The organism is Sulfuritalea hydrogenivorans sk43H, from assembly GCF_000828635.1.
Classification (GTDB): domain Bacteria; phylum Pseudomonadota; class Gammaproteobacteria; order Burkholderiales; family Rhodocyclaceae; genus Sulfuritalea; species Sulfuritalea hydrogenivorans.
In genome coordinates, this window is record NZ_AP012547.1 from 249,676 (window position 1) to 273,556 (window position 23,881).

The window sequence follows — 23,881 nt, forward strand, 5'->3', positions numbered from 1 at the left end:
TGGCGATACGGCGAGTGCTAGGGTTTGCCGATCAGCGAAAACGGAAAATCGCGGATCGAGTCGGGCCGGATCATGTTGGCGTGCTGTTCGCCGCCGGACAGTTCCTTGACCCGGTCGGCGACCCAGAGGTTGAGCTCGTTGAGCGATATCACGCCGTCGCGGTTGAAGTCGCCGCGTCCCGAGAGGCCTTCCACCAGCGCCTTGGTAAAGGCGCCGTTGTTCCAGTCCGGGCTTTCCTGCGAGGTCTCCTGGCCGGTCGACGAGGCGAACACCACGACGCCGTTTTCGGCGCTGGTCAGTTCGTTCACCAGCCGGTTGATGTCGCCCAGCGCGCGCTTCTTGCCGGTGCCGAGCACGTTGCCGGAATGGCAGGTGTCCAGGAAGGCCAGCACCTTCGACGGCAGCGATTGCAGGGTTTCGACGATGTCCGTATTGGATATCGCGGTGCTGCGCAGGCGACCGATATCCGAATTGTTGGGCAGGAAATAGTACTGGCTGATGCTGTCGTTGACGCCGTGGCCGGCGAAGAAAACCACGGCAATGTCGTTGGCGGTGACTTCGCGCCGCAGCCAGTCCATGCCGTCGATGATGCTCTCGCGGGTGGCCTTTTCGTCGGTCAGCAGGCGTACCTCGACGGCGCGATAAAGCTGGCCGGACTGGGTGCGCAGCGTGCGCGCAAAGTCGCCGGCGTCCTTGGCGGGATAGTCGAGCGGCGGCACGCGGGCGCTCTGGTACTTGGCGACGCCGACCACCAGCGCATACAGCCGCGGGCGCAGTTGCGCACCGACGGCAGCACTGCCGTCCGCCAGTCGTTCATGCAGGCGCACCCTGGCCGGTTCGCCGGCGACGCCGCGACTTTCGGCGATCAGCGCGATGTCGACTTCGTCTTCGGGCAGCGGGATGAAAATCTGCCCGCTGGTTTCCTCCTTGCCGTCCTCGATCGCCAGCGCCAGCGCCGTGCCGGCCGGGCGGCCATTGACCAGCGCGCGCACGCGCACGGCCGAATCGCCGGTGGGCACGCGCAGGGCGAACGAGATTTGCGCGACGAGGCCTTCCTTGCCTTTCTTCTCCTGCGTCGAAACGATGCGGACCTGCGGCGGCAGGCGATCGCGCATGGTGCGCCCGAGCTCCAGCGCGCGGCCGACTTCGGCGTCATGCGCCATGCGGTCGGTTTGCGTCAGGCTGCGGGTGATTTCATCGGGGTTGTGAAACAGGTCGCGGAAGCGTCCGGCGCCATAGAACAGCGCTTCGTGGTGGCGGTCGCGGTTGACGTGCCAGCCGACCAGCGCCTCGCCTTCGGCCGATGCGTCGTAGTGCCCGAGCGGTGTCCAGGTGGTCCAGCTGCGTCCGGCCAGGCTGGGAAAGAAGGACAGCAGTTTCTCGCCGTCGGTCAGCCGCATCCAGCGGATCACGCCGGCCTCGTCCTGCGACAGCGCCAGCCCGGCTTCGTCGGCGATCGCCACGGCGATGCTGCGCGCCTGATTGAGGGTTTCCCAGGTGCGGCGGCACTGGCGGTCGTAGTGGATGACGCTGCTGTCGGTGCCGATGACAAAGCCGCGCCCGCGCGGATCGATGGCCAGGTTCTGCGCCACGGCATTGCCCAGGTCGAGCGGCTTTCCGCCGCAGAGCACCTGCCGGCCGAGGCGCCAGTTGCGGACATCGGGTTCGCCGCCGACCACTGCCGGGCGCAGGATCTCGGTGTTCTTCGTCCCCGCCCATGGCAGCAGGGTGCGGCGATCGAGCGAGAACACGAAGCGCTTGCTGCCGGCATTGTCGTCGCTGTAGGCAACATTCCTGCCGTCGGGCGAAACCCACAGGCCGCCGGGGCGGTTGTCCGAATCGATGGTGGCATTTTCGACCGCCACCTTCAGCCGGTCCTGGCTGTCGAGCGTGACGACGGTGCCGGACGAGGTGCCGACATAGATGCGCCCATCGCGTCCGCTCAGCATCGCCAGCGCATCGAGCTGGCCGATGTCCATGGCGGCGGGCGGATCGTTGCCGCCGGATGGCCACTTGTACATCCGGTTGCCGGTCATCTGCGGGTTGAGCCGCCGCCCGGCGCCGTACAGGTAGCTGCCGCCCTGCGACCAGGCGAGCACCAGTTCGCCGATGTCATTGGCCGCCATGCCGGGCTTTTCCTGGCCGAGGCGCTGGCGCAGGGACAGGTCGCCGGTATCGAGCAGATCGACGCGCGCCGATTCCTGCAGGGAAACCGCCAGGGTGCGACCATCGGGCGCCAGCGCGCCCTTGTGGAAGGCGCCGCCTTCCGCTTCGCGCATCCGGCTCAGTTGCAGGCCGTTGTATTGCAGCACCACGCGCTGGCAAACGGCATACAGTTGCTGCGCGCCATCGAACTCCACCCATTGGCAGGGGGTTTCGGTTGCGGTTTCGCGCAGCAGGCCAAGGGTTTTTGCATCGTAGATGCGCACCCCGCTGGAGCCGGCGATGCGCTCCGGGCCGAGTTCGGGAACGTTGTCGGCACCGTAGGCGACGGCCAGGTAGCGACCGTTCGGCGACCAGGCGAGGTGATGGACGCGGCCCGGCAGGCCTTCGAGGGTCCGGGCCACGACCTTCTGCGCGGGATCGAAGAAGTAGACCAGGAAGGTGCTGCGCTTGAGTTGATCGCCGGGGCGCGAGAAGAAGGTCAGCCCCGAGGTGGCCAGCAGCTTGCCGTCCGGACTGTAGGCCATGGCGTAGGTGGTGCCCGCGCCGCGCCGCCCGGTCGGTGGCCGCAGCGTATCCACGGCACGGCCGGAGGCCGGATCCCACAGTCGCACCGTGCGATCGATCGACGCCGTGGCCAGTTCCTTGCCGCGCGGCGCCAGCGCCAGGGCATGGATGGCGCGCAAATGCGCCTGCGTTTCGATGCGCAGGATAGGCTCCAGCGGCACGTGCGAGTAGGCATCGAGCACGGAGCGCAGAATCGTTTCGCGGGATTTTGCCGCGCCGGAGGGGCCGCGGGTCAGTTCGACTTCCACCGGCACCGGCGTGTTGGCCATCGGCGCCGGTGTCGCGGCAGCCGGTTCGCCAAAGTTCGGGAAGGACAGGCCCGCGCATCCGCACAGCCCGAGCAGCATTCCCACGCCCATGATCCGCCGCATCATCATCCTGTTTCCTGAACCCTCAAGCAATTGTTTTATCATACGCCGCTATATGTTGCCTGCCGCCAAAGACCCCTGGGTTGCCCGACTGCTCGCCGACCCGATTCTGGCGCTGGCATCCTATACCGAACTGGCGCGCCTGCTGCCTTACCTCGAGGAGCGCCGGCTGGCGCCCGGCGACATCCTTTACCATGCCGGCGACCAGGCGCAGGCGCTCTATCTGGTGTTGTCGGGCGACCTGTCGCTGACGCCTCCCGGCGGCGCGACCCAGGCCGCACCCGACGGGCGTGCCGGCGAAGAAGCCAGCGGCGAATTCGATACGCATCTGACCACGGCCGGCACCCTCGATGGCGCTACTTTGCTGGTGTTGCCGCGCGCGCCGCTGCGGGCCTTCCTGTCCGCGCAGCCCTTGCTGCTGGCGAACCTGACGCAGTCGCTGACGCGCATTCTGGCCGGCGGATCGCTGGCCTCCGACGCTGCGGCGAGCCCCGGCCCGGCCAAGGCTGTCGCAAGGAAGCGCAAAGCCGTGGGGGCCGGCACGGTGATCGGCTGGCTGGCGACCTTGCTGGCCCCCGCGCTGGTGCTCTACATGGCGCCGCAGTGGAACCTGGCGCCGCATGCCGGACATTTCCTGGCGATCTTTTCCGCCACGGTCATGATGTGGGTGTTCAATCTGGTGGACGAATACGTCCCCGGCGTTTTTGCCGTGCTGACCACGCTGGCGATGGGACTGGTGCCGATACCGGTGATGCTGTCGGGCCTGGCATCGGACGGTTTCCTGCTGGCCATGAGCGTGCTCGGTCTGGCAACGGTCATTGTCGCTTCCGGACTCAGCTACCGGCTGCTCCTGCTGCTCTTGCTGAAGCTGCCGAATACGCCTTTCTGGCACAACTGCGGCCTGCTGCTCACCGGCTTTATGCTGACGCCGCTGGTGCCCTCGATCAATGGTCGCGTCGCCCTGCTGACGCCCTTCTACCGCGACATGCTGGAAACCCTGCGCCTCGATTTCAAGAGTCCGTCGGCCAACCGGCTGGCGGTGTCGACCTTCGTCGGCGCCGGCTTGCTCTCGGCGGTCTTCCTCAGCAGCAAGTCGGTCAACTTCGTGGTGTTCGGCCTGCTCTCCGACCAGGCGCAGGATCAGTTTCAGTGGCTGGAGTGGCTGAAGGCGTCCGCCGGTGCCGCCGCGGCTTTGCTGCTGACGTATTTCCTGGCGTCCGCCCTGTACTTTCGCAAGCTGCCCCCGGCCGCCTTGTCCAAACCGCAGGTGGCCGCACAGCTGAGCCTGCTGGGGCGGATGAAGGATCGCGAATGGGCCGCGTTCGGCGGCGTGCTGCTGTTCATGCTGGGCGTTGCCACCACCAGCGTGCACGCGATCCAGCCGCCCTGGCTCGGCCTGGCGATTCTGTATGGCCTGCTCCTGTTCGGTTCGCTGACCAAGGAGGAGTTCCGCGAAAAAATCGACTGGCCCTTCCTGCTGTATCTGGCCGGCATCGTCGGCCTCACCGCCGCGCTGAATCATCTCGGGCTGACGCGCCTGCTGGCGGAGAAACTGCCCGAACTGGGCGACATCATGCGCGGCAGTTTCCCGTTGTTCGTGCTGTTGCTGGCGGGGCTGATTTTCGTCATCCGCCTGGCGGTGCCGATCAGCGCCACCATCGTCATCCTGGCGACGCTGTTCATGCCGGTCGCCGAGGCGCACGGCGTCAATCCCTGGGTGGTCGGCTTCGTGATCCTGGTGCTGGGCGAGATGTGGTTTTTCCCCTACCAGTGCTCCTATTACCAGCAGTTCCAGCAGCTCACCCGCCACTGCGAGTTCTATGACGAAAAGAGCTTCCTGCGTTTCAACTGGCTGTCCAACGGACTCAAGCTGGCATCGGTGTATGCCTCGATTCCCTGGTGGAAGATGCTCGGATTGCTATGAGGACTATCTCCCCGCCCCTCTTTCCAGGAAAGAGGGTGACCACGGTTCAGCCGCTGACGCGGCTTCCGCAGCGTACACTCCCGCCTTCTTGGGGCGGCCCGGCGGAGGCGGCATGAATCGCCTGCGCCTGGTCCTGATCAGCCTGTTCCTCGCCGCCTCGATCGCGGTGGTGGTTGCCTACAACCTGCACAAGCCGCGCGTGCTGGTGCTGCAAAGCTACGACCTGACCTACCCGTGGACGCGCGAAGTGACGGTCGGCGTGCGTCGCGTGCTGGACGAGCATTCGCATTTCGCCGTGCGCTGGTTCTACATGGACACCAAGCGTCATCCGGAGAAAGAGTTCAAGCAGAAAATGGGGTTCGCGGCGCGCCAGTCGATCGACCGCTGGAAGCCGGACGTCATCATTGCCGTGGACGACGACGCGCAGGAATTCGTCACCCGGCATTACGTCAATCATCCGCAAATCAGGATCGTCTTCGCCGGGGTCAATGGCAGCATCGAGCCCTACGGCTTCGCGGGTGCCGGCAACGTGACCGGAATTCTCGAGCGCAAGGATTTGCACGCGCTGAAGGAAGCGCTGCTGGCCCTGCGCTGGCAACGGCCTGCTGCAGGCCCGCTGCGGCTGGTACATATCGGCGACAGGTCGAGTTCGGTCGAGCACGACGACCATCACATGCGCGAGTTCGACTGGAAGCCCCTGGTCAATCTTCCGGCGCGCAGGCCGGCCAGCTTCGATGACTGGAAAAAGGCGGTACTCGAAGTGCAGGACAAGACCGATTTCATCCTCACCACCAACTACCGCAGGCTCAGCCGCGATGCCGCGAACCGTGCCCTGGTGCCGCCGGAGGAAGTGGTGGCGTGGACGGTCGCCAACAGCCGCGTGCCGGTCGTGGGCACCAACGGCTTCTTTGTCGAAGACGGCGGCGAACTGGCGATCGGAACTTCGCCCTACGAGCAGGGCGAAGTCGCCGCGCGCATGGCGATCAGGCTGCTCGGCGGAACCGGTGCCGGTGACATTCCGCACGCCAGCTCGCGCCAGTTCGTGGTCTATATGCGCAGCGCCAGGCTGCACCGGCGCGGCATGGAATTGCCCCCGCTGTATGAGGCGTTTGCGCGGGCCACCAACAACGACTTGCCTTAATGCGATACTGGCAGACGGTCAACCAAGGAGGAATCAAATGAACAAGCCGTGGCTCAAGCACTATCCGGTCGGCGTGCCGGAGGAAATCGACCCGACCCAGTACGAGACCGTGGCCCGGGTGCTCGAAGAGGCGATGCAGAAATACGCCGCACGCACCGCCTTTATCTGCATGGGCAAGTCGATCACCTACGCGCAGATCGACACCGCCTCGCGCGGCCTGGGTGCCTGGCTGCAGTCGCGCGGCATCGCCCCCGGCGGGCGCGTCGCGATCATGATGCCCAACATCATGCAGTACCCGGTCGCTGTCGCCGCGATCCTGCGTGCCGGCTACGTGGTGGTGAACGTCAATCCGCTCTATACGCCGCGCGAACTGGAGCACCAGCTCAAGGACAGCGGCGCCGAGGCCATCGTCATCATCGAGAACTTCGCCACGACGCTGGAAAAGGTCATTGCCAACACGCCCGTCAAGCACGTGGTGGTGGCAGCGATGGGCGATCTGCTGGGCGGCTTCAAGGGCACGCTGGTCAATTTCGTCGTGCGTCGCGTCAAGAAAATGGTGCCCGAGTTCTCGCTGCCGGGTTCGCTGCGCTTCAACGACGCCGTGGCCCAGGGCTCCGGCATGACGCTGAAAACCGTGCCGCGCACCCGCGACGACGTCGCTTTCCTGCAATACACGGGAGGCACCACCGGCGTGTCGAAAGGCGCCACCCTGCTCAACCGCAACATCGTCGCCAACATGCTGCAAGTCGAGGAATGGATGCAGCCGGCGATCAACACGCACACCGACGAGCAGCACAACTTTGTCTGCGCCCTGCCCCTGTATCACATCTTCGCGTTGACGGTCTGCAACATGATCGGCATGCGCACCGGCTCTTGCAACCTGCTGATCCCCAATCCGCGCGACATCCCCGGTTTCGTCAAGGAATTGTCGACCTTCAAGTTCAATGTGTTTCCCTGCCTCAACACGCTGTTCAATGCGCTGGCCAACAACCCCGAGTTTGCCAAGCTCGACTTCTCGACGCTGAAGATCAGTCTCGGCGGCGGCATGGCCACGCAACGGCCGGTGGCCGAGAAGTGGATGGCGCTGACCGGCAGCGCGATTGTCGAGGGCTACGGGCTCTCGGAAACCTCGCCGGTGGCGACCTGCAACGTCTCCACCCTCAAGGGATTTACCGGCACCATTGGTTTGCCCGTGTCATCCACCGAGATCGCGATCCGCGACGACAATGGCGCCAATGTCCCGCTGGGCGAGTCTGGCGAAATCTGCATCCGCGGTCCGCAGGTGATGGCCGGCTACTGGCAGCGCCCCGACGAGACGGCGAACGTGATGACGGCCGACGGCTTCTTCAAGTCGGGCGACGTCGGCATCATGGACGAGACCGGCGCCACGCGCATCGTCGACCGCAAGAAGGACATGGTGCTGGTCTCGGGCTTCAACGTCTATCCGAGCGAGATCGAGGAGGTCGCCATGAAGTGCCCCGGTGTCATGGAGGCCGCGGTGATCGGTGTGCCCGACGAGCATTCGGGCGAGGTGCCGAAGATATTCATCGTCAAGAAGGACCCGGCGCTGACCGAGCAGGTCGTGCAGGACTTTCTCAAGGAGAACCTCACTGGCTACAAGCGGCCGAAATATGTCGAATTCCGCGCCGATTTGCCGAAGACGCCGGTGGGCAAGATCCTGAGGCGCGAGCTGCGGCCGAAGAGCTGACGCCCCGCCCCCGGCCGCGCCGTCCGGCGGCCGGGGGCTCTTGTGACAGAATCGACCCATTGACCATGGAATCCGCAATGCGCTCAGTCTTCGCCCTGCTTGCCGGCCTGCTGCTGGCCACCGCCGCCAACGCCCTGTCCCTCGCCGACATTTCAGGCAGGGATGCCAATGGCGGCCTCAAGGAGGCGCTGACGCAGGGCGCCGCCAAGGCAGTCGATGTGCTGGGGCGGCAGGATGGATTCCTCGGCAATCCGAAAGTCAGGATCCCGCTGCCCGAAAGCGTGCAGAAGGTCGAGGGCCTGATGCGCGGGCTCGGCATGGGCAAGCAGGCCGATGAACTGCTCACCGCCATGAATCGCGCCGCCGAAGCCGCGGTACCGCAGGCCAAAGTGCTGCTGGTGAATTCGATCAAGCAAATGTCGGTGGAGGATGCCAAGTCCATCCTGTCCGGCGGCGAGGATTCGGCGACCCAGTACTTTCGCCGTACTACCTCCGGGCCTCTGGCGGAAAAGTTCAAGCCCGTGGTGCAGAAGGCCATCGCCCGTGTCAAACTGGCGGAGAAATATGATCAGTTCGCCGGCAAGGCCGCGAAGTTCGGCCTGGTCCGCGAGCAGGATGCCCATCTGGAAAATTACGTTACGCAAAAGGCGCTGGATGGCCTTTACCTGATGATCGCCGAGGAAGAAAAGGCGATCCGCAAGAACCCCGCTGAGGCAGTCGGCAAATTGGCGAAAAAGGTGTTCGGCGCACTTTAAGAGTGGAATTGAAAATGAAAATTGATTTGCGCACCATCTACCGCTTTCAGCCGATGGAATATTCCGGCGGCTTGCCGACCGGCGGCGACGTGTATTACGAATGCGAATGCGGCGACATCGTCAGCTCGGTCAGCTTCGTCAAGGCGGCCTGCAAGTGTGGCAACGTGACGGGCGCTCAGGGAGCCGTCACGATTCAATCGCCGGAGAAGGTGAAACCGCTGCGCGGCAAGCTGCGCTGAATCCTGACAGTCGGCGCTGGCGGTACGGCGCCGTCGGTACGTCCATCCATGGTTAAACTGAACGCGGCTCAACTCGAGGCTGTGCGCCATCTCGACGGCCCGCTGCTGGTGCTGGCCGGCGCCGGCTCGGGGAAGACGCGCGTCATCACGCACAAGATCGCCTGGCTGGTCGACGACTACGGCGTCAAGCCCTCGCAGATCGCCGCGATCACCTTCACCAACAAGGCGGCGAAGGAGATGAAGGAGCGCGTCGGCAAGCTGATCGGCGGCCGCGCCGAAGGCCTGACCGTCAGCACCTTTCACGCGCTCGGCGTGCGCATCCTGCGCCAGGAGGCGGCATCGGTCGGGCTCAAGCCCGGATTTTCGATTCTCGATGCGGCCGACACCACGGCCCTGTTTCAGGAACTCGCGGGCAATATCGACAAGGGCCGGCTGCGCGCCCTGCAATCGCGCATCTCGCTGTGGAAGAACATGCTCGTCGATCCGGCAGCCGCGCTGCAGGATGCGGCGGACGAGATCGAGGCAACCGCGGCGAAGCTCTACGTCGACTACGAACGCACCCTGCGTGCCTACCAGGCGGTGGACTTTGACGACCTGATCCGCCTGCCGGTGACGCTGTTCGCTGAGCACGACGCGGTCGCGCAACGCTGGCGCAGCCGCATCTGGCACTTGCTGGTGGACGAATACCAGGACACCAATCGCTGCCAGTACCGCCTGGTCCAATTGCTGACGCAAGGGCGCGATTCCTTCACCGCGGTCGGCGACGACGACCAGTCGATCTACGCCTGGCGCGGCGCCGACAGCGAGAACCTGCGCCTGTTGAAGGACGACTACCCGGCCCTGAAAGTGATCAAGCTGGAGCAGAACTACCGCTCCACCTCGCGCATCCTGCACGCCGCCAACACGCTGATCGCGAACAACCCCAAGCTGTTCGAGAAGAAGCTGTGGTCCGAACACGGGCAGGGTGATGCGATCCACATCCAGACCTGCCGCGACGGCGAGCACGAAGCGGAATGGGTTGGCTCGCGCCTGTCCGCGCATCGCTTCGAGCGGCGCACGAAATTTTCCGACTACGCCATCCTCTATCGCGGCAACCACCAGGCGCGCGTGATCGAGCAGCAGTTGCGCGCGCAGCGGATTCCCTACGTGATCTCCGGCGGCCAGTCCTTCTTCGACCGCGCCGAAATCAAGGACATCACCTGCTACCTGCGCCTGCTGGCCAACCAGGACGACGATCCGGCCTTCATCCGCGCCGTGACCACGCCCAAGCGCGGAATCGGCGGCACCACGCTGGAAGGTCTCGGCCGTGCAGCCGGGCGCAGCCACCAGAGCCTGTTCGCAGGCATTTACGCTCCGGGTCTGGATGCCGACCTCAATACCAAGCAGCGCACGGCACTGCGCGAATTCGGCGACTTCATCAATCGCATCGAGGCGCGCGCGGCCAAAGAGCCGGCCGGCCAGGTGCTCAACGACCTCATCCGCGCCATCGGCTACGAGAGCTGGCTGTTCGAGTCGCTCGACGTGCGCGAGGCCGAAACCAAGTGGGCCAACGTCTGCGACTTCGTCGAGTGGCTGGGCCGCAAGGGCGAGGAGGAGGGCAAGACCCTGCTCGAACTGGCGCAGTCCGTGGCATTGCTGTCGATGCTGGACAAGGGCGACGAAGAACAGGACGCCGTGCAGCTGGCTACCCTGCACGCGGCCAAGGGCCTCGAATTCCGCCACGTGTTCCTGGTCGGCGTCGAGGAGGGCCTGCTGCCACATCGCGACTCGATCGAACCGGCCAAGCTGGAAGAGGAGCGCCGCCTGATGTACGTCGGCATCACGCGGGCGCAGGCCAGCCTGACCGTGACCTGGTGCGAGAAGCGCAAGCAGGGGCGGGAATCCATGCCGCGCGAGCCTTCGCGTTTCATTGTCGAAATGGGCGAAGCGGCGCAGAAAGCCTCGGAACAAAGGAACACGGTACCCGATGCCGATACCGCCCGCGCCAAGGCGAGCGCCTTGCGGGCCATGCTTGCCGCAAAGCGTTAGCCTTGTGAATGTCGTCCGGAAAGCAAAAGGGACCGCATGCGGTCCCTTTTGTCTCGTGTGGCGCGGCCGTATTATTTGGCTGCCGGTTCCTTGAAGCTGGCGCCGGACTTGTTCGCCATATACACAATGGTGCGAGCCAGTTCGGTGTCGTTGGCGTCCGAGCCGCCCTTGGGCGGCATGGCATTCTTGCCCGCGGTGGCCGACTTCAGCAAGCCGTCGAGCCCCAGCGCGATGCGCGGCGCCCAGGCGCCCTTGTCGCCCAGCTTGGGTGCGTTGGCGACGCCGGCGTCATGGCAGGCGGCACAGCTTGCCTTGTAGATCTGCTCGCCGCTCCGATTGCCCGCCGCGGCACCGGCTGCTGCGGCAGCGATCTCGACGCGGGCCACCGGGGCGATGCGGTTGTTGGCGGCTTCCTCGTCGCCTTTGGGCCGGCCGCCCATGGCAAGCGCGGTGACGGATACCGTGAGTGCTCCCACGGCAGCGAGGGTGCGGATAGTCAAATGGAACATGGGCGGGCTTTCCGGAATAGTCATACGAAGCATTGGATTATAGTGGATTCGCTGGCCCCGCAATGGACGCCGGCACCTGAACGCGCTATGCTTCGCCCCCTCGCGCGCTCGTAGCTCAATGGATAGAGTACTGGCCTCCGAAGCCAGGGGTTGTGGGTTCGATCCCCGCCGAGCGCGCCACTTCCCTTTCGTCCTATTCGCGAATCGCCTGAAACCTTGCCAGGGTGCGCGCCCGCGCTTCAGCGTGGTCGACCACCGGCGCCGGATAGTCCGCGCCGATGCGGACGCCGCAGGCGGCTTGTTCCGCGGCGCTCATCTTCCACGGTGCGTGGATGAACTTCTGAGGCACGCGGGCAAGCTCGGGCACGTAGCGACGGATGAAGCGGCCCTCCGTGTCGAACTTTTCGGACTGCGTGACCGGATTGAAAATGCGGAACCAGGGTTGCGCGTCGCAACCCGTGGAAGCAGCCCACTGCCAGCCGCCGTTGTTGGCGGCGAGATCGAAGTCGAGCAGCTTTTCGGCGAACCAGGCTTCGCCCTGCCGCCAGTCGAGGCCGAGGTCCTTGGTCAGGAATGACGCGACGATCATGCGCAGGCGGTTGTGCATCCAGCCCGTGGCAACCAGCTGGCGCATCGCGGCATCCACCAGTGGGTAGCCGGTGCGGCCCGCGCGCCAGGCATCGAGCAGATCGGGCGCGTCGTCCCAGCGCAGGGCGTCGAACGCCGGCTTGAAGCACTGCGTCGCGACGCGCGGCTGATGCCAGAGGATGGCGTGGTAGAAGTCGCGCCAGATCAGCTCGGAGAGCCAGGTCGACGCGCCCCTTCCCGCCTGTGCATGCGCGTAGGCGGCCAGCTGGCGAATCGAGATCGTGCCGAAACGCAGGTGCGGCGAAAGGCCGGAGGTGCCCCCGATGGCCGGGAAATCGCGTGTCGCGGCGTAGTCGTCGATGCGCTCGATGAAGTCGCGGAACAGTGCTTGCGCACCACTCATGCCGGTGGGCACACCCAGCGCGGCCAGATCGGTCGCTTCGAAACCCAGGTCGCGCAGCGTCGGCAGCGGAGCGTCGTCGCGCGGTGGCGCAAGGTGGGATGCATAGTCCTCGATCGGCCATGAGCGCAGGGCGGTCGGATCGAGCCGCTTCAGCCAGGCATTCTTGTAAGGCGTAAATACCGAGAAAGGCGTGCCGCCTTGCGTCATCACCTCGCTGCGATCGAAAATCACCTGATCCTTGAAATCATGAAAGTTATGCGAAGCGGTATCCCCGGGGACGGCGCTGGCGGTACGGCGTTTGACCTCCGCGTCGCGGGCGATGGCCGCCGGTTCGTAGTCGCGATTGGCATAAACGGCGCTGACGCCAAGCTCGGCGGCGAGCCGGGGAATTTCGACGAGCGGATCGCCATGGCGCACGATCAGTGCGCCGCCCATTGCGCGCAGCGCGGCGTCGACCTCCTCCACTGCGCGCAGGATGAATTCGACGCGCCGGTCGCGGCGCGGCAGCGCATCGAGGATAGTCGTGTCAAAGACGAAGACGCAATGCACCCGCGGGTGCGCTCGCAACGCCTGATGCAGCGCGGCGTGGTCGTAGGTGCGCAGATCGCGGCGGAACCAGACGAGGGCGGCGGACATGGGGGATGGACGCGGGGATACTCGGGAACGGACTGACAGATTACAATAGCGCCACATTCATGGACACCGTCAGTCTCGCCAACCACTTTCTGATCGCCATGCCCGCCATGGCCGACCCGAATTTTTCCCGCACACTGACCTATATCTGCGAACACAACGCGGACGGCGCGATCGGCATCATCGTCAATCGCCCGATGGACATGAGCCTTGCCGGCCTGTTCGATCGTGTCAGCATTCCCCTCGAAAACGAGCAGACCGAGGCGCGCTTCGCCGGCCTCCCGGTGTATTTCGGCGGCCCGGTGCAAACCGACCGCGGCTTCGTCCTGCATCGACCGGCGGGGCACTGGCAGTCTTCGCTCAGTGTCAGCGACGACATCGCCCTGACCAGTTCGCGCGACATCCTGCAATCCATGGGTAGCACCGGCGAACCGGCCGAGGTGCTGGTCAGCCTCGGCTATGCCGGCTGGACCGCTGGGCAACTGGAATGGGAGCTGTCGCAGAACGCCTGGCTGACGGTCGCCGCCGAGGCCGGCATCATTTTCGACATGCCGGCCGAAGAGCGGTTGCCGGCCGCGATGCAGTTGCTCGGCATCGATTTCGCCAATCTTTCCGAAGTGGCCGGACATGCCTGACGGCTCCGTGCTCGCCTTCGATTTCGGGACAAAGCGCATCGGCGTCGCCATCGGCGTGGTAATGGATACCCGGCTCGACGCCGGACGCTTCGGCCCCGCGCGCGCCCTGACGGTGATCGACAGCGAGAGCAACGACGCCCGCTTCGCGGCGGTTGCCAGCCTGATCGCGGAGTGGCAGCCGGTGCGCCTGCTGGTGGGCCGGCCCTTGAACGAAGACGGCACCCCGCACGACATGACGGCACGCTGCGAGCGCTTCGCCAACCAGTTGCGCGGGCGCTTTCGCCTGCCGGTGGATGAAGTCGACGAGCGCTTCAGCTCGACCGAAGCCGATGCCGGCCTGCGCGAACGCGGGCTTTCCTGGCAGCAGCGCAAGACGCAGATCGATGCCGAGGCCGCACTCATCATTCTCCAAAGCTGGTTCGATGCCCATGCCCACGCCACAAACCATGCACCTGCCTGACGCCGAAGCGCTCTGCGCCGCCCTCGCCGATGCCATGCGGGCCCACGTCGATCCCGCGAGGACCGCGCTGGTCGGCATCCACACCGGCGGCGTCTGGGTCGCCGAGCGGCTGCATGCGGCGCTCGGCCTCAACATTCCGTCCGGCTCGATCGACGTTTCCTTCTACCGCGATGACTACAACCAGCGCGGCCTGCACGCCAACGCCAAGACTTCGCAGATTCCCTTCGATGTCGAGGGCGCGCACATCGTCATCGTCGACGACGTGCTCTACACCGGACGCACCATTCGCGCCGCGATGAACGAACTGTTCGACTATGGCCGGCCGGCAAAGATCGACCTGGCGGTACTGACCGATCGCGGTGGCCGCGAACTGCCCATTGCGCCGACTTTCTGTCCGCATTCGCTGAACCTGCCCGTTGCGCAGATGCTGGCGCTGGAGCGGGTCGAAGGCGGCAAACTTTCCTTCCGGCTGATGGAGAAATGAGCGCGATGAACACCGGCGGCAATCCGCAACTCAACAGCCACGGCGAATTGCAGCATCTGCTGACCATCGAGGGCCTGCCGCGCGACGTGCTGACGCGCATCCTCGATACCGCGGCGCCGTTTTCCGAGGTCGCCGAGCGCGAAGTGAAGAAGGTGCCGCTGCTGCGCGGCAAGAGCGTGTTCAACCTGTTCTTCGAGAATTCGACGCGCACCCGCACCACCTTCGAGATCGCGGCCAAGCGGCTTTCCGCCGACGTCATCAACCTCAACATCAGCACCTCCTCGGCGAACAAGGGCGAGACCCTGCTCGACACGGCGGACAACCTCGCCGCGATGCAGGCCGACATGTTCGTCGTGCGCCACGCCTCGAGCGGCGCGCCCTACCTGATCGCGCAGCACCTGGCTGCCACCGGGCGCGACCACATCCACGTGGTGAACGCCGGCGACGGCCGCCATGCGCATCCGACGCAGGGCCTGCTCGACATGTACACCATCCGCCACTACAAGCAGGATTTCAGCCAGCTCACCATCGCCATCGTCGGCGACGTGCTGCATTCGCGCGTGGCGCGCAGCCAGATCCACGCCCTGACCACCCTGGGCGTGCCCGAAGTGCGCGTCATCGCACCGAAGACCCTGCTGCCGACCGGCATCGAACGCCTCGGCGTGCGGGTGTTCAACGACATGCGCGAGGGCCTGCGCGGGGTCGATGTAGTCATGATGCTGCGCCTGCAGAACGAGCGCATGCAGGGCGCGCTGCTGCCCTCGACGCAGGAGTATTTCAAGTCCTGGGGCCTGACGCCGGAAAAGCTCCAACTGGCCAAGCCCGATGCCATCGTGATGCATCCGGGGCCGATGAACCGCGGCGTCGAGATCGACTCGGCGGTGGCCGATGGCGGCCAGGCCGTGATCCTGCCGCAGGTCACCTTCGGCATCGCGGTGCGCATGGCGGTGATGGCCATGCTGGCGGGGAACTGATGAGTACCTTCCCCCCATCCCCCTTCCCGTGGAAGGGGGTGACTTTGGTTCGCGGGCTATGCCCGCTCCGTAGTGTTGGTTGGCTGCCTCCTTGGGGCGGCCCGGCGGAGGCAGCATGAAAATCCATATCAAGAACGGTCGCCTGATCGACCCGGCGAGCAAGACCGACAAGGCGCTCGACCTGTTCATCGCTGCCGGTCGCATAGTCGGCGTTGGCGCCGCGCCGGCCGGATTCGAGGCCAACAGCGTGCTCGATGCGACGGGGTGCATCGTCTGTCCGGGGCTGATCGATCTGGCTGCAAGGCTGCGCGAACCGGGCTTTGAATACCGCGCCACGCTTGAATCCGAAATGGCCGCCGCGGCTGCCGGCGGCGTGACTCGACTGGCCTGCCCGCCGGATACCGATCCGGTGCTGGACGAGCCGGGGCTGGTGGAAATGCTGACGCACCGGGCGCGCTTGCCCGAGTTTGCCCACGTCCATCCGGTGGGCGCCCTCACCGTGCAACTCGAAGGCAAGGCGCTGACCGAAATGGCGGAGCTGGCCGAAGCCGGCTGTGTCGCATTCGGCCAGGCCAATCGCGCGATCGTCGATACGCAGGTGCTGCTGCGCGCCATGATGTACGCGGCGACTTTCGACTTCCCGGTCTGGTTGCAGGCGCAGGACCCCTTCCTGGCTCGCAAGGGCGTCGCCCACGACGGCGAAGTTGCGGCGCGCCTCGGGCTGGCCGGCATTCCGGTGGCGGCGGAAACCATCGCCCTGGCGACCATATTGCATCTGGCGCGCGAGACCGGCGCGCGGGTGCACGTGACCCGCATTTCGTCGGCTGCCGGCGTCGACATGATCGTCGCCGCGCGCGCCGCCGGCATCGCGGTGACCTGCGACGTGGCGATCCATCACCTGCACCTCTGCGAGATGGACATCGGCTTCTTCAACGCCCACGCCCGGCTCGATCCGCCGCTGCGCTCCACGGGCGATCGCGATGCCTTGCGCGCAGGCCTGGCCTCGGGCGCGATCAACGCGCTGTGTTCCGACCACACGCCGGTCGATGACGACGGCAAGCAGATGCCCTTCGACGAAGCCGAAGTCGGTGCCACCGGACTCGAACTGCTGCTGCCGCTGACCCTCAAGTGGGCGCAGGAAATGAAGCTGCCGCTGCTGACGGCGCTGGCCCGCGTTACCTCCGATCCGGCGCGCATTCTCGGCGTCAAGGCCGGCAATCTGGCGCCGGGCGCCGCCGCCGACATCTGCGTGTTCGATCCGGCGGCCGGGTTCAAGGCCAGTCGCGAAAATCTTCGCAGCCAGGGCAAGAACACGCCCTTCCTCGGCCAGGAGTTTTCCGGTCGCGTGCGCTATACCCTGATCGACGGCCACCTGGCTTTCGACGGCACGCTGGGCTGAGAGCTTGTGAATAAATCTACTGCGCGCGCCGGATCGGGGTTTGGGCGGTGCTCTTCCACGGCCCGCTTTGCACAGCGGGCCGGCTGCGGCGGCGCAAAGCATGCTTTGCGAAACCCCGCCTCGCCCTCATGTACAGAGACGTACATTCCGGTAGCTGCGCTCCGGCCGCACCCCGCTGCGGCCACGCGGCTACGCCCCGAAGGAAGTCCCCTTGGGGGACGATTTCTTCACAAGCTCTGAGTTCCCACGCGCGGCCTACCTAGCGATAGCGCTCCGGCAGCACTTGGGGCGCGATCACCTGTTGCGTGGCGTGCTCGATGCTGTGCAGCATGGCCATTTCACGCGGCGCGACCAGCAGGATCGCGGTAGCTCCGCGTTTGGCCTTGTCCAGATGCGCGATCCGGCGCACATGGGATGCGGCGTCGCAGGGCATGTCGTAGCTGATGACGTGGGTCAGGCGCGTGGCATCGAGTCCTTCGACCGCCAGATCGGTGCCGACCACGATGTCGATCGCTCCGTTCCTGAAGCGATCGAACGCCTGCGTGCGTTGCTTGCGCGGCGAGTCGGCGCCGAGTGCTTCCGCCGCATAGCCGCGCGCTCGCAGCTTTTCGGTCAGCTTCAGGGCGGTGGCTTTGCCGCGAACGAACACGACAGCCGCGTCGAAACCCGGCTCCACTTCGAAAATGCGCGTCAATGCATTGAGCTTCGCCGCGCTGTCCACCTGCCAGTAGCGCAGCCGGGCCGGAGGGGCCACCGCCGATTTTTCCGTTCCCCTTACCTTCACGGGCTTGCGCAAGCGTCGCTGCACGAGTTGGCGCAGGCGCACGGGCAGGGTTCCGGAGAAGATCGCGATCTGGCTTCGGGCGTCGGTGTGATCGAGAAGCCGCTCGATATCGTCGATGAAGCCTTCGCGCAGCATCGCATCGGCTTCGTCGAGCACCAGGCGCCCGATCCCGTCGAGGCTCAGGGAACTGTTATCGACATGATGCGCGACCCGGCGCGGCGTGCCCACCACCACATGGGTTCCGCGCTTCAACTGGCGCAACTGGATCGACGAGCTCTGGTGATAGATCGGCAGCACATGAAAGTTCGGGAGATATTTTCCGTAGTCCTGAAAGACCTCCGCGACATGCAGCGAGGTTTCGTCTGAGGGCGTCAGTACCAGCACCTGGGGTTGCCCACGGTCGATATCCAGGGTTTCCAGCAGCGGCAGCACGAAGGCCATGGTCCGCCCGGTGCCGGTGTCGGCATGGGCGAGCAGGTCACGGCCGGCCAGCAGCGACGGAATGCACGCGACCTGGAGATGCGACGGTATGTCGTGGCCGGATTCCTTCAGCCTTCGCATCAGCGGGGCGGAGAATTCAAATTGATCGAATCGTTCAATGCGGGATGTCATGCCGGGAACGCCGAATCAGTGATGAATCGGGAATGCCCCGGCGACCGATGTCCGGTCGACACCGCATACGCGCACCCGCTTGGCGCGGGACGACTCGCCGCTGACCAGGCTGACCGCCGCCCTGGCGACACCCAGCCGATCGGCGAGAAACGCGATCAGGCAGGCATTGGCCTTGCCATCCACCGGCGGCGCGGCGAGCCGGATTTTCAGTGCTTCGCCGTGGAGTCCAACCGCTTCGGTTTTTTTCGCGCCGGGCTGGATGTGCAAGCGCAGCGTCACGCCCTGATCGTCGGCGGTCAGCCAGGTCATGATCTGCCGCCGGGCCGCCCCAAGGCAGATCCGTCAAAAGCTTGCGAGCGCAGCGAACCGCGATCACCCCTTCTCATGGAGAAGGGGCTGGGGGTTAAGTCGTTCATTGCACGAGCATCATCGGCAGCACGCCGTTGCGCAGGCTGGCGACGACGAACAGGGCGATTTGCAGCACCAGCAGCAGCGCCAGCGGCGAGAGGTCCACGCCGCCCACCGGCGGTATGACCCGGCGGAAGGGCCGCAGCAACGGCCGCGTCAGCGTGTTGAACACATCGGCCAGCGGTGCATGGGGGTTCACCCAGGAAAACACCGCCGACACCAGCACGGCGCCCATCACCAGATACAGGCTGATTTTCGCCACCTCCAGCAGCGCCAGCAGGGCAACCACGAGAGTCGGCGCTGGCGACACGGCGAGCAGTACCCCGGAAAAGCCCAGCGCGATGCCCTGATAGGCCACCTGCCACAGCCAGGCCAGCAGCAGGCTCGCCATGTCCAGGCCGAACAGGCCGGGAACCATGCGGCGCAGCGGACGCACCATCCAGTCGGTGACGGCCACGATGAACTGCCCGAGCGGATTGCGGAATGGCGTGCGCGCCCATTGCATGGCGAACCGCACCAGCAGCGCCAGCGTCAGGAAGCCGCAAACGGTGTCGAGGACAAACAGGACTATCTGCGCCAGCATCAGTCTTTACCCAGCATGTCGCCGAGTTCCCGGCCGCGCGCTTCGGCGGCAAGGATGCCTTGCTCGATGGCGCCGGCAATGTCGTTGGCGCCGAAGGACAGCAGCGCTGCCTCGGTGGTGCCGCCCTTGGAGGTGACGCGCTCGCGCAAGGTCGAGATCGACTCGCTGCTCTGCTCCGCCAGCCGGGCGGCGCCGAGAAAGGTTTCAACCGCCAGTTGGCGTGCGCTGCCCGGAGCAAAACCCAGATTGAGCGCGGCGGCCTCCATGGCTTCGAGAAAATAGAACACATAGGCCGGCCCGCTGCCGGAAACGGCGGTGACGGCATCCATTTTCGTTTCGTCATCGATCCATACCGTGCTGCCGACCGCCTTGAGAATCCTTTCCGCCGCGGTGCGTCCCTCCAGGTCCACGCTCGGGTCGGCGCACAGGCCGGTAATGCCGGCGCCGATCAGGGCCGGCGTGTTGGGCATGGTACGCACCACTTTGCGGTAATTGCCCAGCCAGCGCGAAATGTCGGCCATGCGCAGGCCGGCAGCGATGCTCACCACCAGTTGGTCGGTGAGCTTGCCGCGAATCGGGGCGACGGCTTCCCTGAGTTGCTGCGGCTTCACGGCGAGAATCAGGATCTCGCAGTTGAGCGCCGCGGCATCGACCGCGGCCGCGCAGCGCACGCCGAAGGTTTCGGCAAGCCTGTCGCGGGATTCCTGGAACGGCTCCACCACTTGTATGGCGGCAGCGGAAAAGCCCTGCTTGCGCAGGCCGCCGATCAGGGCCACGGCCATGTTGCCGCCGCCGATGAAGGTGATTTTCATGTCGATGTCGTCTCCGCGGGGCCGCCCCAAGGAGACGACCAGCCAATGAATCGGAGCAAGCGCAGCTTGCGAACCGTAGTCATCCCCTTCCTTGGGGCGAAGGCAGGGTTTCGCGGAGCACTGCTCCGTGCTGCCGCAGCCGGCTGGCTGTGCAAAGCCAGCCGTGGGAAGGGGGTTGGGGGGTAGGTCATATCAATTCCGTTGTCCGAAGATTGCCGTGCCGACGCGCACGATGGTGGCGCCCTCCATTATCGCCGCTTCCAGATCGTGGCTCATGCCCATCGACAGGGTATCGAGCTCGATGTCCAGCGCATCGCGCAGCCGGCGCAGGACGGCGAACGGCTCGCGCTGCCGCGCCGGATCGTCACTGGGCTCGGGAATGGCCATCAGGCCGCGCAGCCTGAGTCGCGGCAAGGCGGCTATCGCATGCGCCAGCGCGGGAACTTCCGCTGGCGAACAGCCGCCTTTCGACGCCTCGCCGGAGACATTCACCTGCAGGCATATCTGTAGCGGTGCCCTGTCCGGCGGGCGCTGCGCGGAGAGCCGTTCGGCGATCTTGAGGCGATCCACCGAGTGCACCCAGGCGAAGTTTTCCGCCACCGGCCGTGTCTTGTTGCTTTGCAGCGGCCCGATGAAATGCCATTCCAGGCCCGGTTCGGCATCCAGGCCGGCCAGTTCCGCTTTCTTGTCGATGGCTTCCTGCACGTAGTTCTCGCCAAATGCGCGCTGCCCCGCGACGGCGGCTTCCCTCACGCTGGCGGCGGGCCAGGTCTTGGAAACGGCCAGCAATCGCACCGCTTCCAGCGGCCGACCGGCGGCGATGCAGGCAGCGGCAATGCGTGCACGCACAGCTTGCAAGTTGGCGGCGATTGTTGTCATATAGCGTTTTCAAAGTATATCGCACCCCCTCTACAGGAAAGCGCTCATGGACATCACCGAACTGCTCACCTTCGTCGTCAAGAACAAGGCGTCCGATTTGCATCTGTCCTCAGGCATGCCGCCGATGATCCGCGTCCATGGCGACGTACGGCGCATCAACCTGCCGGCCATGGAGCACAAGGATGTGCATGCCATGATCTATGACATCATGAACGACGGGCAACGAAAGTCCTACGAGGAAAATCTCGAGTGCGACTTTTCGTTCGCGGTGCCGAACCTGGCGCGCTTCCGCGTCAATGCCTTTGTCCAGAACCGCGGCGCGGCGGCGGTGATGCGGACCATTCCGTCGAAAATCCTTTCGCTGGAGGAACTCAAGGCGCCGAAAATCTTTGAAGAACTGGCCGACTATCCGCGCGGCCTGGTGCTGGTGACGGGGCCGACCGGTTCGGGAAAGTCGACCACGCTGGCCGCGATGGTCAATCACAAGAACGAGAGCGAATACGGCCACATCCTCACCGTCGAGGACCCGATCGAATTCGTGCACGAATCCAAGAAGTGCCTGATCAACCAGCGCGAGGTCGGTCCGCATACCCTGTCCTTCAACAACGCCCTGCGCTCGGCCTTGCGCGAAGACCCGGACGTGATCCTGGTCGGCGAAATGCGCGACCTGGAAACCATCCGCCTCGCCATGTCCGGCGCCGAAACCGGCCACCTGGTGTTCGGCACGCTGCACACTTCGTCGGCGGCGAAAACCATCGACCGGATCATCGACGTCTTCCCCGCCGCGGAAAAGGAAATGATCCGCGCCATGCTGTCGGAATCGCTGCGGGCGGTGATCTCGCAGACCCTGTGCAAGACCATGGACGGCACCGGCCGCGTTGCTGCGCACGAGATCATGGTCGGCACGCCGGCCATCCGCAACCTGATTCGCGAGGCCAAGGTGGCGCAGATGTATTCGGCGATCCAGACCGGCCAGCAGTTCGGCATGCAGACGCTGGACCAGAACCTGCAGGACCTGGTGAAGAGAAAGGTCATCGCTCCGAGCGAGGCGCGCGCCAAGGCCGCCAACAAAGACAACTTCCCCGGCTAAAGCCGGGGAGGTTGTCTTTGTGGCAAATTAGACGCCCGCCCCCTCCCGGCCTCCCCCTCGCGGGGGAGGTGACCAAGTTAGTTCGCCGCAGCGCGGCTCAATATTGAAGTCGAGGTAGAAAATGGAACGCGATGAAGGCCTGAAGTTCATGTACCAGCTTCTGACGATGATGATGCAGAAGAAGGGCTCCGACTTGTTCATTACCTCCGGCTTCCCGCCGGCGATGAAGATCGACGGCAAGATGACGCCGGCGACCACCCAGCCCTTGTCGTCGCAGCACACGCAGGAGCTGGCGCGCGCGATCATGAACGACAAGCAGGCCGCCGAGTTCGAGGCGACCAAGGAATGCAACTTCGCGATCTCCCCCGCCAGTATCGGCCGCTTCCGCGTCAATGCCTTCGTCCAGCAGGGCCGCGTCGGCATGATCCTGCGCACCATCAACGTGGCGATTCCGGAAATGGAAGACCTCAAGCTGCCGCCGGTACTCAAGGACGTGGTGATGACCAAGCGCGGCCTGGTGTTGTTCGTCGGCGGCACGGGTTCCGGCAAGTCGACCTCGTTGGCGGCCATGATCGGCTATCGCAACCAGAACAGTTACGGCCACATCATCACCATCGAAGACCCGGTCGAATATGTTCACGACCATCGCAATTGCGTGATTACCCAGCGCGAGGTCGGCGTCGATACCGACTCATGGGAAATCGCGCTGAAGAACACCCTGCGCCAGGCGCCCGACGTCATCCTGATCGGTGAAATCCGCGACCGGGAAGTGATGGAGCACGCCATCGCCTTTGCCGAAACCGGCCATCTGGCGATGGGCACGCTGCACGCCAACAACGCCAACCAGGCGATCGATCGCATCATCAACTTCTTCCCGGAAGAGCGTCGGCCGCAGCTGTTGATGGATCTCTCGCTCAACCTCAAGGCCATCGTCTCGCAGCGCCTGATCCCTGTGAAGGAAGGCAAGGGCCGCGCGGCGGCGGTGGAGATATTGCTCAATTCCCCGCTGATTGCCGACCTGATCTTCAAGGGCGAAATTCACGAGGTCAAGGAGATCATGAAGAAGTCCAGGGAACTCGGCATGAAGACCTTCGACATGGCGCTCTTCGACCTCTTCGAGGAAGGTCGCATCAGTTACGACGATGCCCTGCGTTTTGCCGATTCGATGAACGAAGTGCGGCTCATGATCAAGCTGCACAGCAAGCAGTCGCAGGAGATGGATCGCAACAGCGGCATCCAGCACCTCGACATCGTCTAGAACCGCTTCAGAACAGCTCCACTCCCTGCGCCTGGTGGCGCTGGTCGACCATCTCGCCGAGCAGGGTGAACACCTGGTCGCTGGCCGCCTCGGCGGCACGGAATTTCTCGAGGATGCAGTGCCGGTTGGAGGCGCTGCGCTCCCAGTCCTTTGCAGCCAGCGCCATCGCATCCCGCATGTTTTCATGCAGCGCGGCATGCGGTTCCCTGATCTTGCCGAAAGCGGGTACCGAGGCATAGCCATTGTGCGACTGCTGGTCGTACCATTTGCCGAAGCGGCAGTCATGCATGTCGACATCCACCACCGAGTGCGATTCCTTCGAGTCGCCGCCGGTGATGACGCCGATGTAGGCGTTCTGCTTGTAGAACAGCATGTCCACCTTGGCCAGCGAGATGAAGCTGACATCGTGCACGAAGGTGATACGGTCCATGGCCTGGCGCGCTGACTGCGCCATGGCGATGAAGCGTTGTTCCGCTC

General features: G+C 64.9%; 22 protein-coding genes and 1 tRNA gene. 14 read left to right on the forward strand and 9 right to left on the reverse strand.

Translation table 11 applies throughout. From position 1 onward, the window contains the following. Positions 1-17 precede the first annotated feature (17 nt). A complete protein-coding gene (locus SUTH_RS01220) occupies positions 18-3,107 on the reverse strand; it encodes a caspase family protein (RefSeq protein WP_041096448.1) in 3,090 nt (1,029 codons plus the stop codon). Between the two features lie 49 nt (positions 3,108-3,156). Between SUTH_RS01220 and SUTH_RS01225 the strand changes: the two genes are divergently transcribed. From SUTH_RS01225 to SUTH_RS01250, 6 genes are all read left to right on the forward strand, one after another. Beyond that, positions 3,157-5,022, forward strand: a complete 1,866-nt coding sequence (locus SUTH_RS01225; protein WP_231851078.1) for an SLC13 family permease — start codon at positions 3,157-3,159, stop codon at positions 5,020-5,022. Between the two features lie 112 nt (positions 5,023-5,134). Then, complete coding sequence (locus SUTH_RS01230) at positions 5,135-6,163, forward strand: ABC transporter substrate-binding protein (RefSeq protein ID WP_041096452.1); 1,029 nt, start codon at positions 5,135-5,137, stop codon at positions 6,161-6,163. 37 nt (positions 6,164-6,200) lie between these two features. Further along, complete coding sequence (locus tag SUTH_RS01235; RefSeq protein ID WP_041096454.1) at positions 6,201-7,871, forward strand: long-chain-fatty-acid--CoA ligase; 1,671 nt, start codon at positions 6,201-6,203, stop codon at positions 7,869-7,871. A 77-nt stretch (positions 7,872-7,948) separates the two neighbouring features. Then, positions 7,949-8,626, forward strand: a complete 678-nt coding sequence (locus tag SUTH_RS01240) for a DUF4197 domain-containing protein (protein ID WP_041101379.1) — start codon at positions 7,949-7,951, stop codon at positions 8,624-8,626. Positions 8,627-8,640: 14 nt separating this feature from the next. After that, positions 8,641-8,865, forward strand: a complete 225-nt coding sequence (locus SUTH_RS01245; protein ID WP_041101381.1) for a hypothetical protein — start codon at positions 8,641-8,643, stop codon at positions 8,863-8,865. Between the two features lie 48 nt (positions 8,866-8,913). Then, the gene (locus tag SUTH_RS01250) at positions 8,914-10,893 is read left to right on the forward strand and encodes a UvrD-helicase domain-containing protein (protein ID WP_041096456.1); all 1,980 of its coding nucleotides are present in this window, start codon (positions 8,914-8,916) and stop codon (positions 10,891-10,893) included. Between the two features lie 71 nt (positions 10,894-10,964). Here the strand turns inward: SUTH_RS01250 and SUTH_RS01255 are convergent, their stop codons facing one another. After that, entirely contained in the window at positions 10,965-11,402 is a 438-nt protein-coding gene (locus SUTH_RS01255; protein WP_041096458.1) for a c-type cytochrome, read from the reverse strand. A 104-nt stretch (positions 11,403-11,506) separates the two neighbouring features. On the opposite strand from SUTH_RS01255, the gene SUTH_RS01260 reads away from it, so the two are divergent. Beyond that, positions 11,507-11,582 (forward strand) — tRNA-Arg (locus SUTH_RS01260). A gap of 13 nt (positions 11,583-11,595) precedes the next feature. Here SUTH_RS01260 and SUTH_RS01265 read toward each other — a convergent pair. Then, positions 11,596-13,029 (reverse strand): cryptochrome/photolyase family protein, encoded by a 1,434-nt coding sequence (locus SUTH_RS01265; RefSeq protein WP_041096460.1) that lies wholly within the window; start codon positions 13,027-13,029, stop codon positions 11,596-11,598. Positions 13,030-13,088: 59 nt separating this feature from the next. Between SUTH_RS01265 and SUTH_RS01270 the strand changes: the two genes are divergently transcribed. From SUTH_RS01270 to SUTH_RS01290, 5 genes are all read left to right on the forward strand, one after another. Then, entirely contained in the window at positions 13,089-13,661 is a 573-nt protein-coding gene (locus tag SUTH_RS01270) for a YqgE/AlgH family protein (protein WP_041096462.1), read from the forward strand. Beyond that, the gene (ruvX, locus tag SUTH_RS01275) at positions 13,654-14,121 is read left to right on the forward strand and encodes a Holliday junction resolvase RuvX (RefSeq protein WP_041096464.1); all 468 of its coding nucleotides are present in this window, start codon (positions 13,654-13,656) and stop codon (positions 14,119-14,121) included. Before SUTH_RS01270 ends, ruvX begins: the two co-directional genes overlap by 8 nt. Continuing rightward, a complete protein-coding gene (pyrR, locus tag SUTH_RS01280) occupies positions 14,108-14,605 on the forward strand; it encodes a bifunctional pyr operon transcriptional regulator/uracil phosphoribosyltransferase PyrR (protein ID WP_041096466.1) in 498 nt (165 codons plus the stop codon). Before ruvX ends, pyrR begins: the two co-directional genes overlap by 14 nt. A gap of 5 nt (positions 14,606-14,610) precedes the next feature. Then, positions 14,611-15,579, forward strand: a complete 969-nt coding sequence (locus SUTH_RS01285) for an aspartate carbamoyltransferase catalytic subunit (protein WP_041101383.1) — start codon at positions 14,611-14,613, stop codon at positions 15,577-15,579. Positions 15,580-15,694: 115 nt separating this feature from the next. Continuing rightward, positions 15,695-16,978, forward strand: a complete 1,284-nt coding sequence (locus SUTH_RS01290) for a dihydroorotase (protein WP_041096468.1) — start codon at positions 15,695-15,697, stop codon at positions 16,976-16,978. A 259-nt stretch (positions 16,979-17,237) separates the two neighbouring features. On the opposite strand, the gene SUTH_RS01295 is transcribed toward SUTH_RS01290, so the two are convergent. The 5 genes from SUTH_RS01295 to SUTH_RS01315 form a co-directional block, all read right to left on the reverse strand. Then, entirely contained in the window at positions 17,238-18,374 is a 1,137-nt protein-coding gene (locus tag SUTH_RS01295; protein ID WP_052473039.1) for a DEAD/DEAH box helicase, read from the reverse strand. Positions 18,375-18,389: 15 nt separating this feature from the next. After that, positions 18,390-18,683, reverse strand: a complete 294-nt coding sequence (locus SUTH_RS01300) for a DUF167 domain-containing protein (protein ID WP_041096470.1) — start codon at positions 18,681-18,683, stop codon at positions 18,390-18,392. A 103-nt stretch (positions 18,684-18,786) separates the two neighbouring features. After that, positions 18,787-19,365 (reverse strand): YggT family protein, encoded by a 579-nt coding sequence (locus tag SUTH_RS01305; RefSeq protein ID WP_041096472.1) that lies wholly within the window; start codon positions 19,363-19,365, stop codon positions 18,787-18,789. Further along, positions 19,365-20,177, reverse strand: coding sequence for a pyrroline-5-carboxylate reductase (gene proC / locus SUTH_RS01310; protein WP_041096474.1), 813 nt, complete (start codon positions 20,175-20,177; stop codon positions 19,365-19,367). Before proC ends, SUTH_RS01305 begins: the two co-directional genes overlap by 1 nt. A gap of 192 nt (positions 20,178-20,369) precedes the next feature. Beyond that, positions 20,370-21,056, reverse strand: coding sequence for a YggS family pyridoxal phosphate-dependent enzyme (locus SUTH_RS01315; RefSeq protein WP_041096476.1), 687 nt, complete (start codon positions 21,054-21,056; stop codon positions 20,370-20,372). A gap of 46 nt (positions 21,057-21,102) precedes the next feature. Here SUTH_RS01315 and SUTH_RS01320 point away from each other — a divergent pair, with 46 nt between their 5' ends. Together SUTH_RS01320 and SUTH_RS01325 are read left to right on the forward strand one after the other, a co-directional pair. Next, positions 21,103-22,146 (forward strand): type IV pilus twitching motility protein PilT, encoded by a 1,044-nt coding sequence (locus SUTH_RS01320; protein ID WP_041096478.1) that lies wholly within the window; start codon positions 21,103-21,105, stop codon positions 22,144-22,146. Positions 22,147-22,267: 121 nt separating this feature from the next. Then, positions 22,268-23,404 carry a PilT/PilU family type 4a pilus ATPase gene (locus SUTH_RS01325; RefSeq protein WP_041096479.1) on the forward strand — a complete coding sequence of 379 codons (1,137 nt, stop codon included), beginning with the start codon at positions 22,268-22,270 and terminating at the stop codon, positions 23,402-23,404. A 7-nt stretch (positions 23,405-23,411) separates the two neighbouring features. Here the strand turns inward: SUTH_RS01325 and SUTH_RS20300 are convergent, their stop codons facing one another. Then, positions 23,412-23,858 (reverse strand): CZB domain-containing protein, encoded by a 447-nt coding sequence (locus tag SUTH_RS20300; protein WP_408054971.1) that lies wholly within the window; start codon positions 23,856-23,858, stop codon positions 23,412-23,414. Positions 23,859-23,881: the final 23 nt, after the last annotated feature.

Coding starts and splice junctions, on each gene's coding strand:
- SUTH_RS01220 (WP_041096448.1), bottom strand. CDS start 3,107: ATGATGATGCGGCGGATCATGGGCGTGGGAATGCTGCTCGGGCTGTGC.
- SUTH_RS01230 (WP_041096452.1), top strand. CDS start 5,135: ATGAATCGCCTGCGCCTGGTCCTGATCAGCCTGTTCCTCGCCGCCTCG.
- SUTH_RS01235 (WP_041096454.1), top strand. CDS start 6,201: ATGAACAAGCCGTGGCTCAAGCACTATCCGGTCGGCGTGCCGGAGGAA.
- SUTH_RS01240 (WP_041101379.1), top strand. CDS start 7,949: ATGCGCTCAGTCTTCGCCCTGCTTGCCGGCCTGCTGCTGGCCACCGCC.
- SUTH_RS01245 (WP_041101381.1), top strand. CDS start 8,641: ATGAAAATTGATTTGCGCACCATCTACCGCTTTCAGCCGATGGAATAT.
- SUTH_RS01250 (WP_041096456.1), top strand. CDS start 8,914: ATGGTTAAACTGAACGCGGCTCAACTCGAGGCTGTGCGCCATCTCGAC.
- SUTH_RS01255 (WP_041096458.1), bottom strand. CDS start 11,402: ATGTTCCATTTGACTATCCGCACCCTCGCTGCCGTGGGAGCACTCACG.
- SUTH_RS01265 (WP_041096460.1), bottom strand. CDS start 13,029: ATGTCCGCCGCCCTCGTCTGGTTCCGCCGCGATCTGCGCACCTACGAC.
- SUTH_RS01270 (WP_041096462.1), top strand. CDS start 13,089: ATGGACACCGTCAGTCTCGCCAACCACTTTCTGATCGCCATGCCCGCC.
- ruvX (WP_041096464.1), top strand. CDS start 13,654: ATGCCTGACGGCTCCGTGCTCGCCTTCGATTTCGGGACAAAGCGCATC.
- pyrR (WP_041096466.1), top strand. CDS start 14,108: ATGCACCTGCCTGACGCCGAAGCGCTCTGCGCCGCCCTCGCCGATGCC.
- SUTH_RS01285 (WP_041101383.1), top strand. CDS start 14,611: ATGAACACCGGCGGCAATCCGCAACTCAACAGCCACGGCGAATTGCAG.
- SUTH_RS01290 (WP_041096468.1), top strand. CDS start 15,695: ATGAAAATCCATATCAAGAACGGTCGCCTGATCGACCCGGCGAGCAAG.
- SUTH_RS01295 (WP_052473039.1), bottom strand. CDS start 18,374: ATGACATCCCGCATTGAACGATTCGATCAATTTGAATTCTCCGCCCCG.
- SUTH_RS01300 (WP_041096470.1), bottom strand. CDS start 18,683: ATGACCTGGCTGACCGCCGACGATCAGGGCGTGACGCTGCGCTTGCAC.
- SUTH_RS01305 (WP_041096472.1), bottom strand. CDS start 19,365: ATGCTGGCGCAGATAGTCCTGTTTGTCCTCGACACCGTTTGCGGCTTC.
- proC (WP_041096474.1), bottom strand. CDS start 20,177: ATGAAAATCACCTTCATCGGCGGCGGCAACATGGCCGTGGCCCTGATC.
- SUTH_RS01315 (WP_041096476.1), bottom strand. CDS start 21,056: ATGACAACAATCGCCGCCAACTTGCAAGCTGTGCGTGCACGCATTGCC.
- SUTH_RS01320 (WP_041096478.1), top strand. CDS start 21,103: ATGGACATCACCGAACTGCTCACCTTCGTCGTCAAGAACAAGGCGTCC.
- SUTH_RS01325 (WP_041096479.1), top strand. CDS start 22,268: ATGGAACGCGATGAAGGCCTGAAGTTCATGTACCAGCTTCTGACGATG.
- SUTH_RS20300 (WP_408054971.1), bottom strand. CDS start 23,858: ATGGCGCAGTCAGCGCGCCAGGCCATGGACCGTATCACCTTCGTGCAC.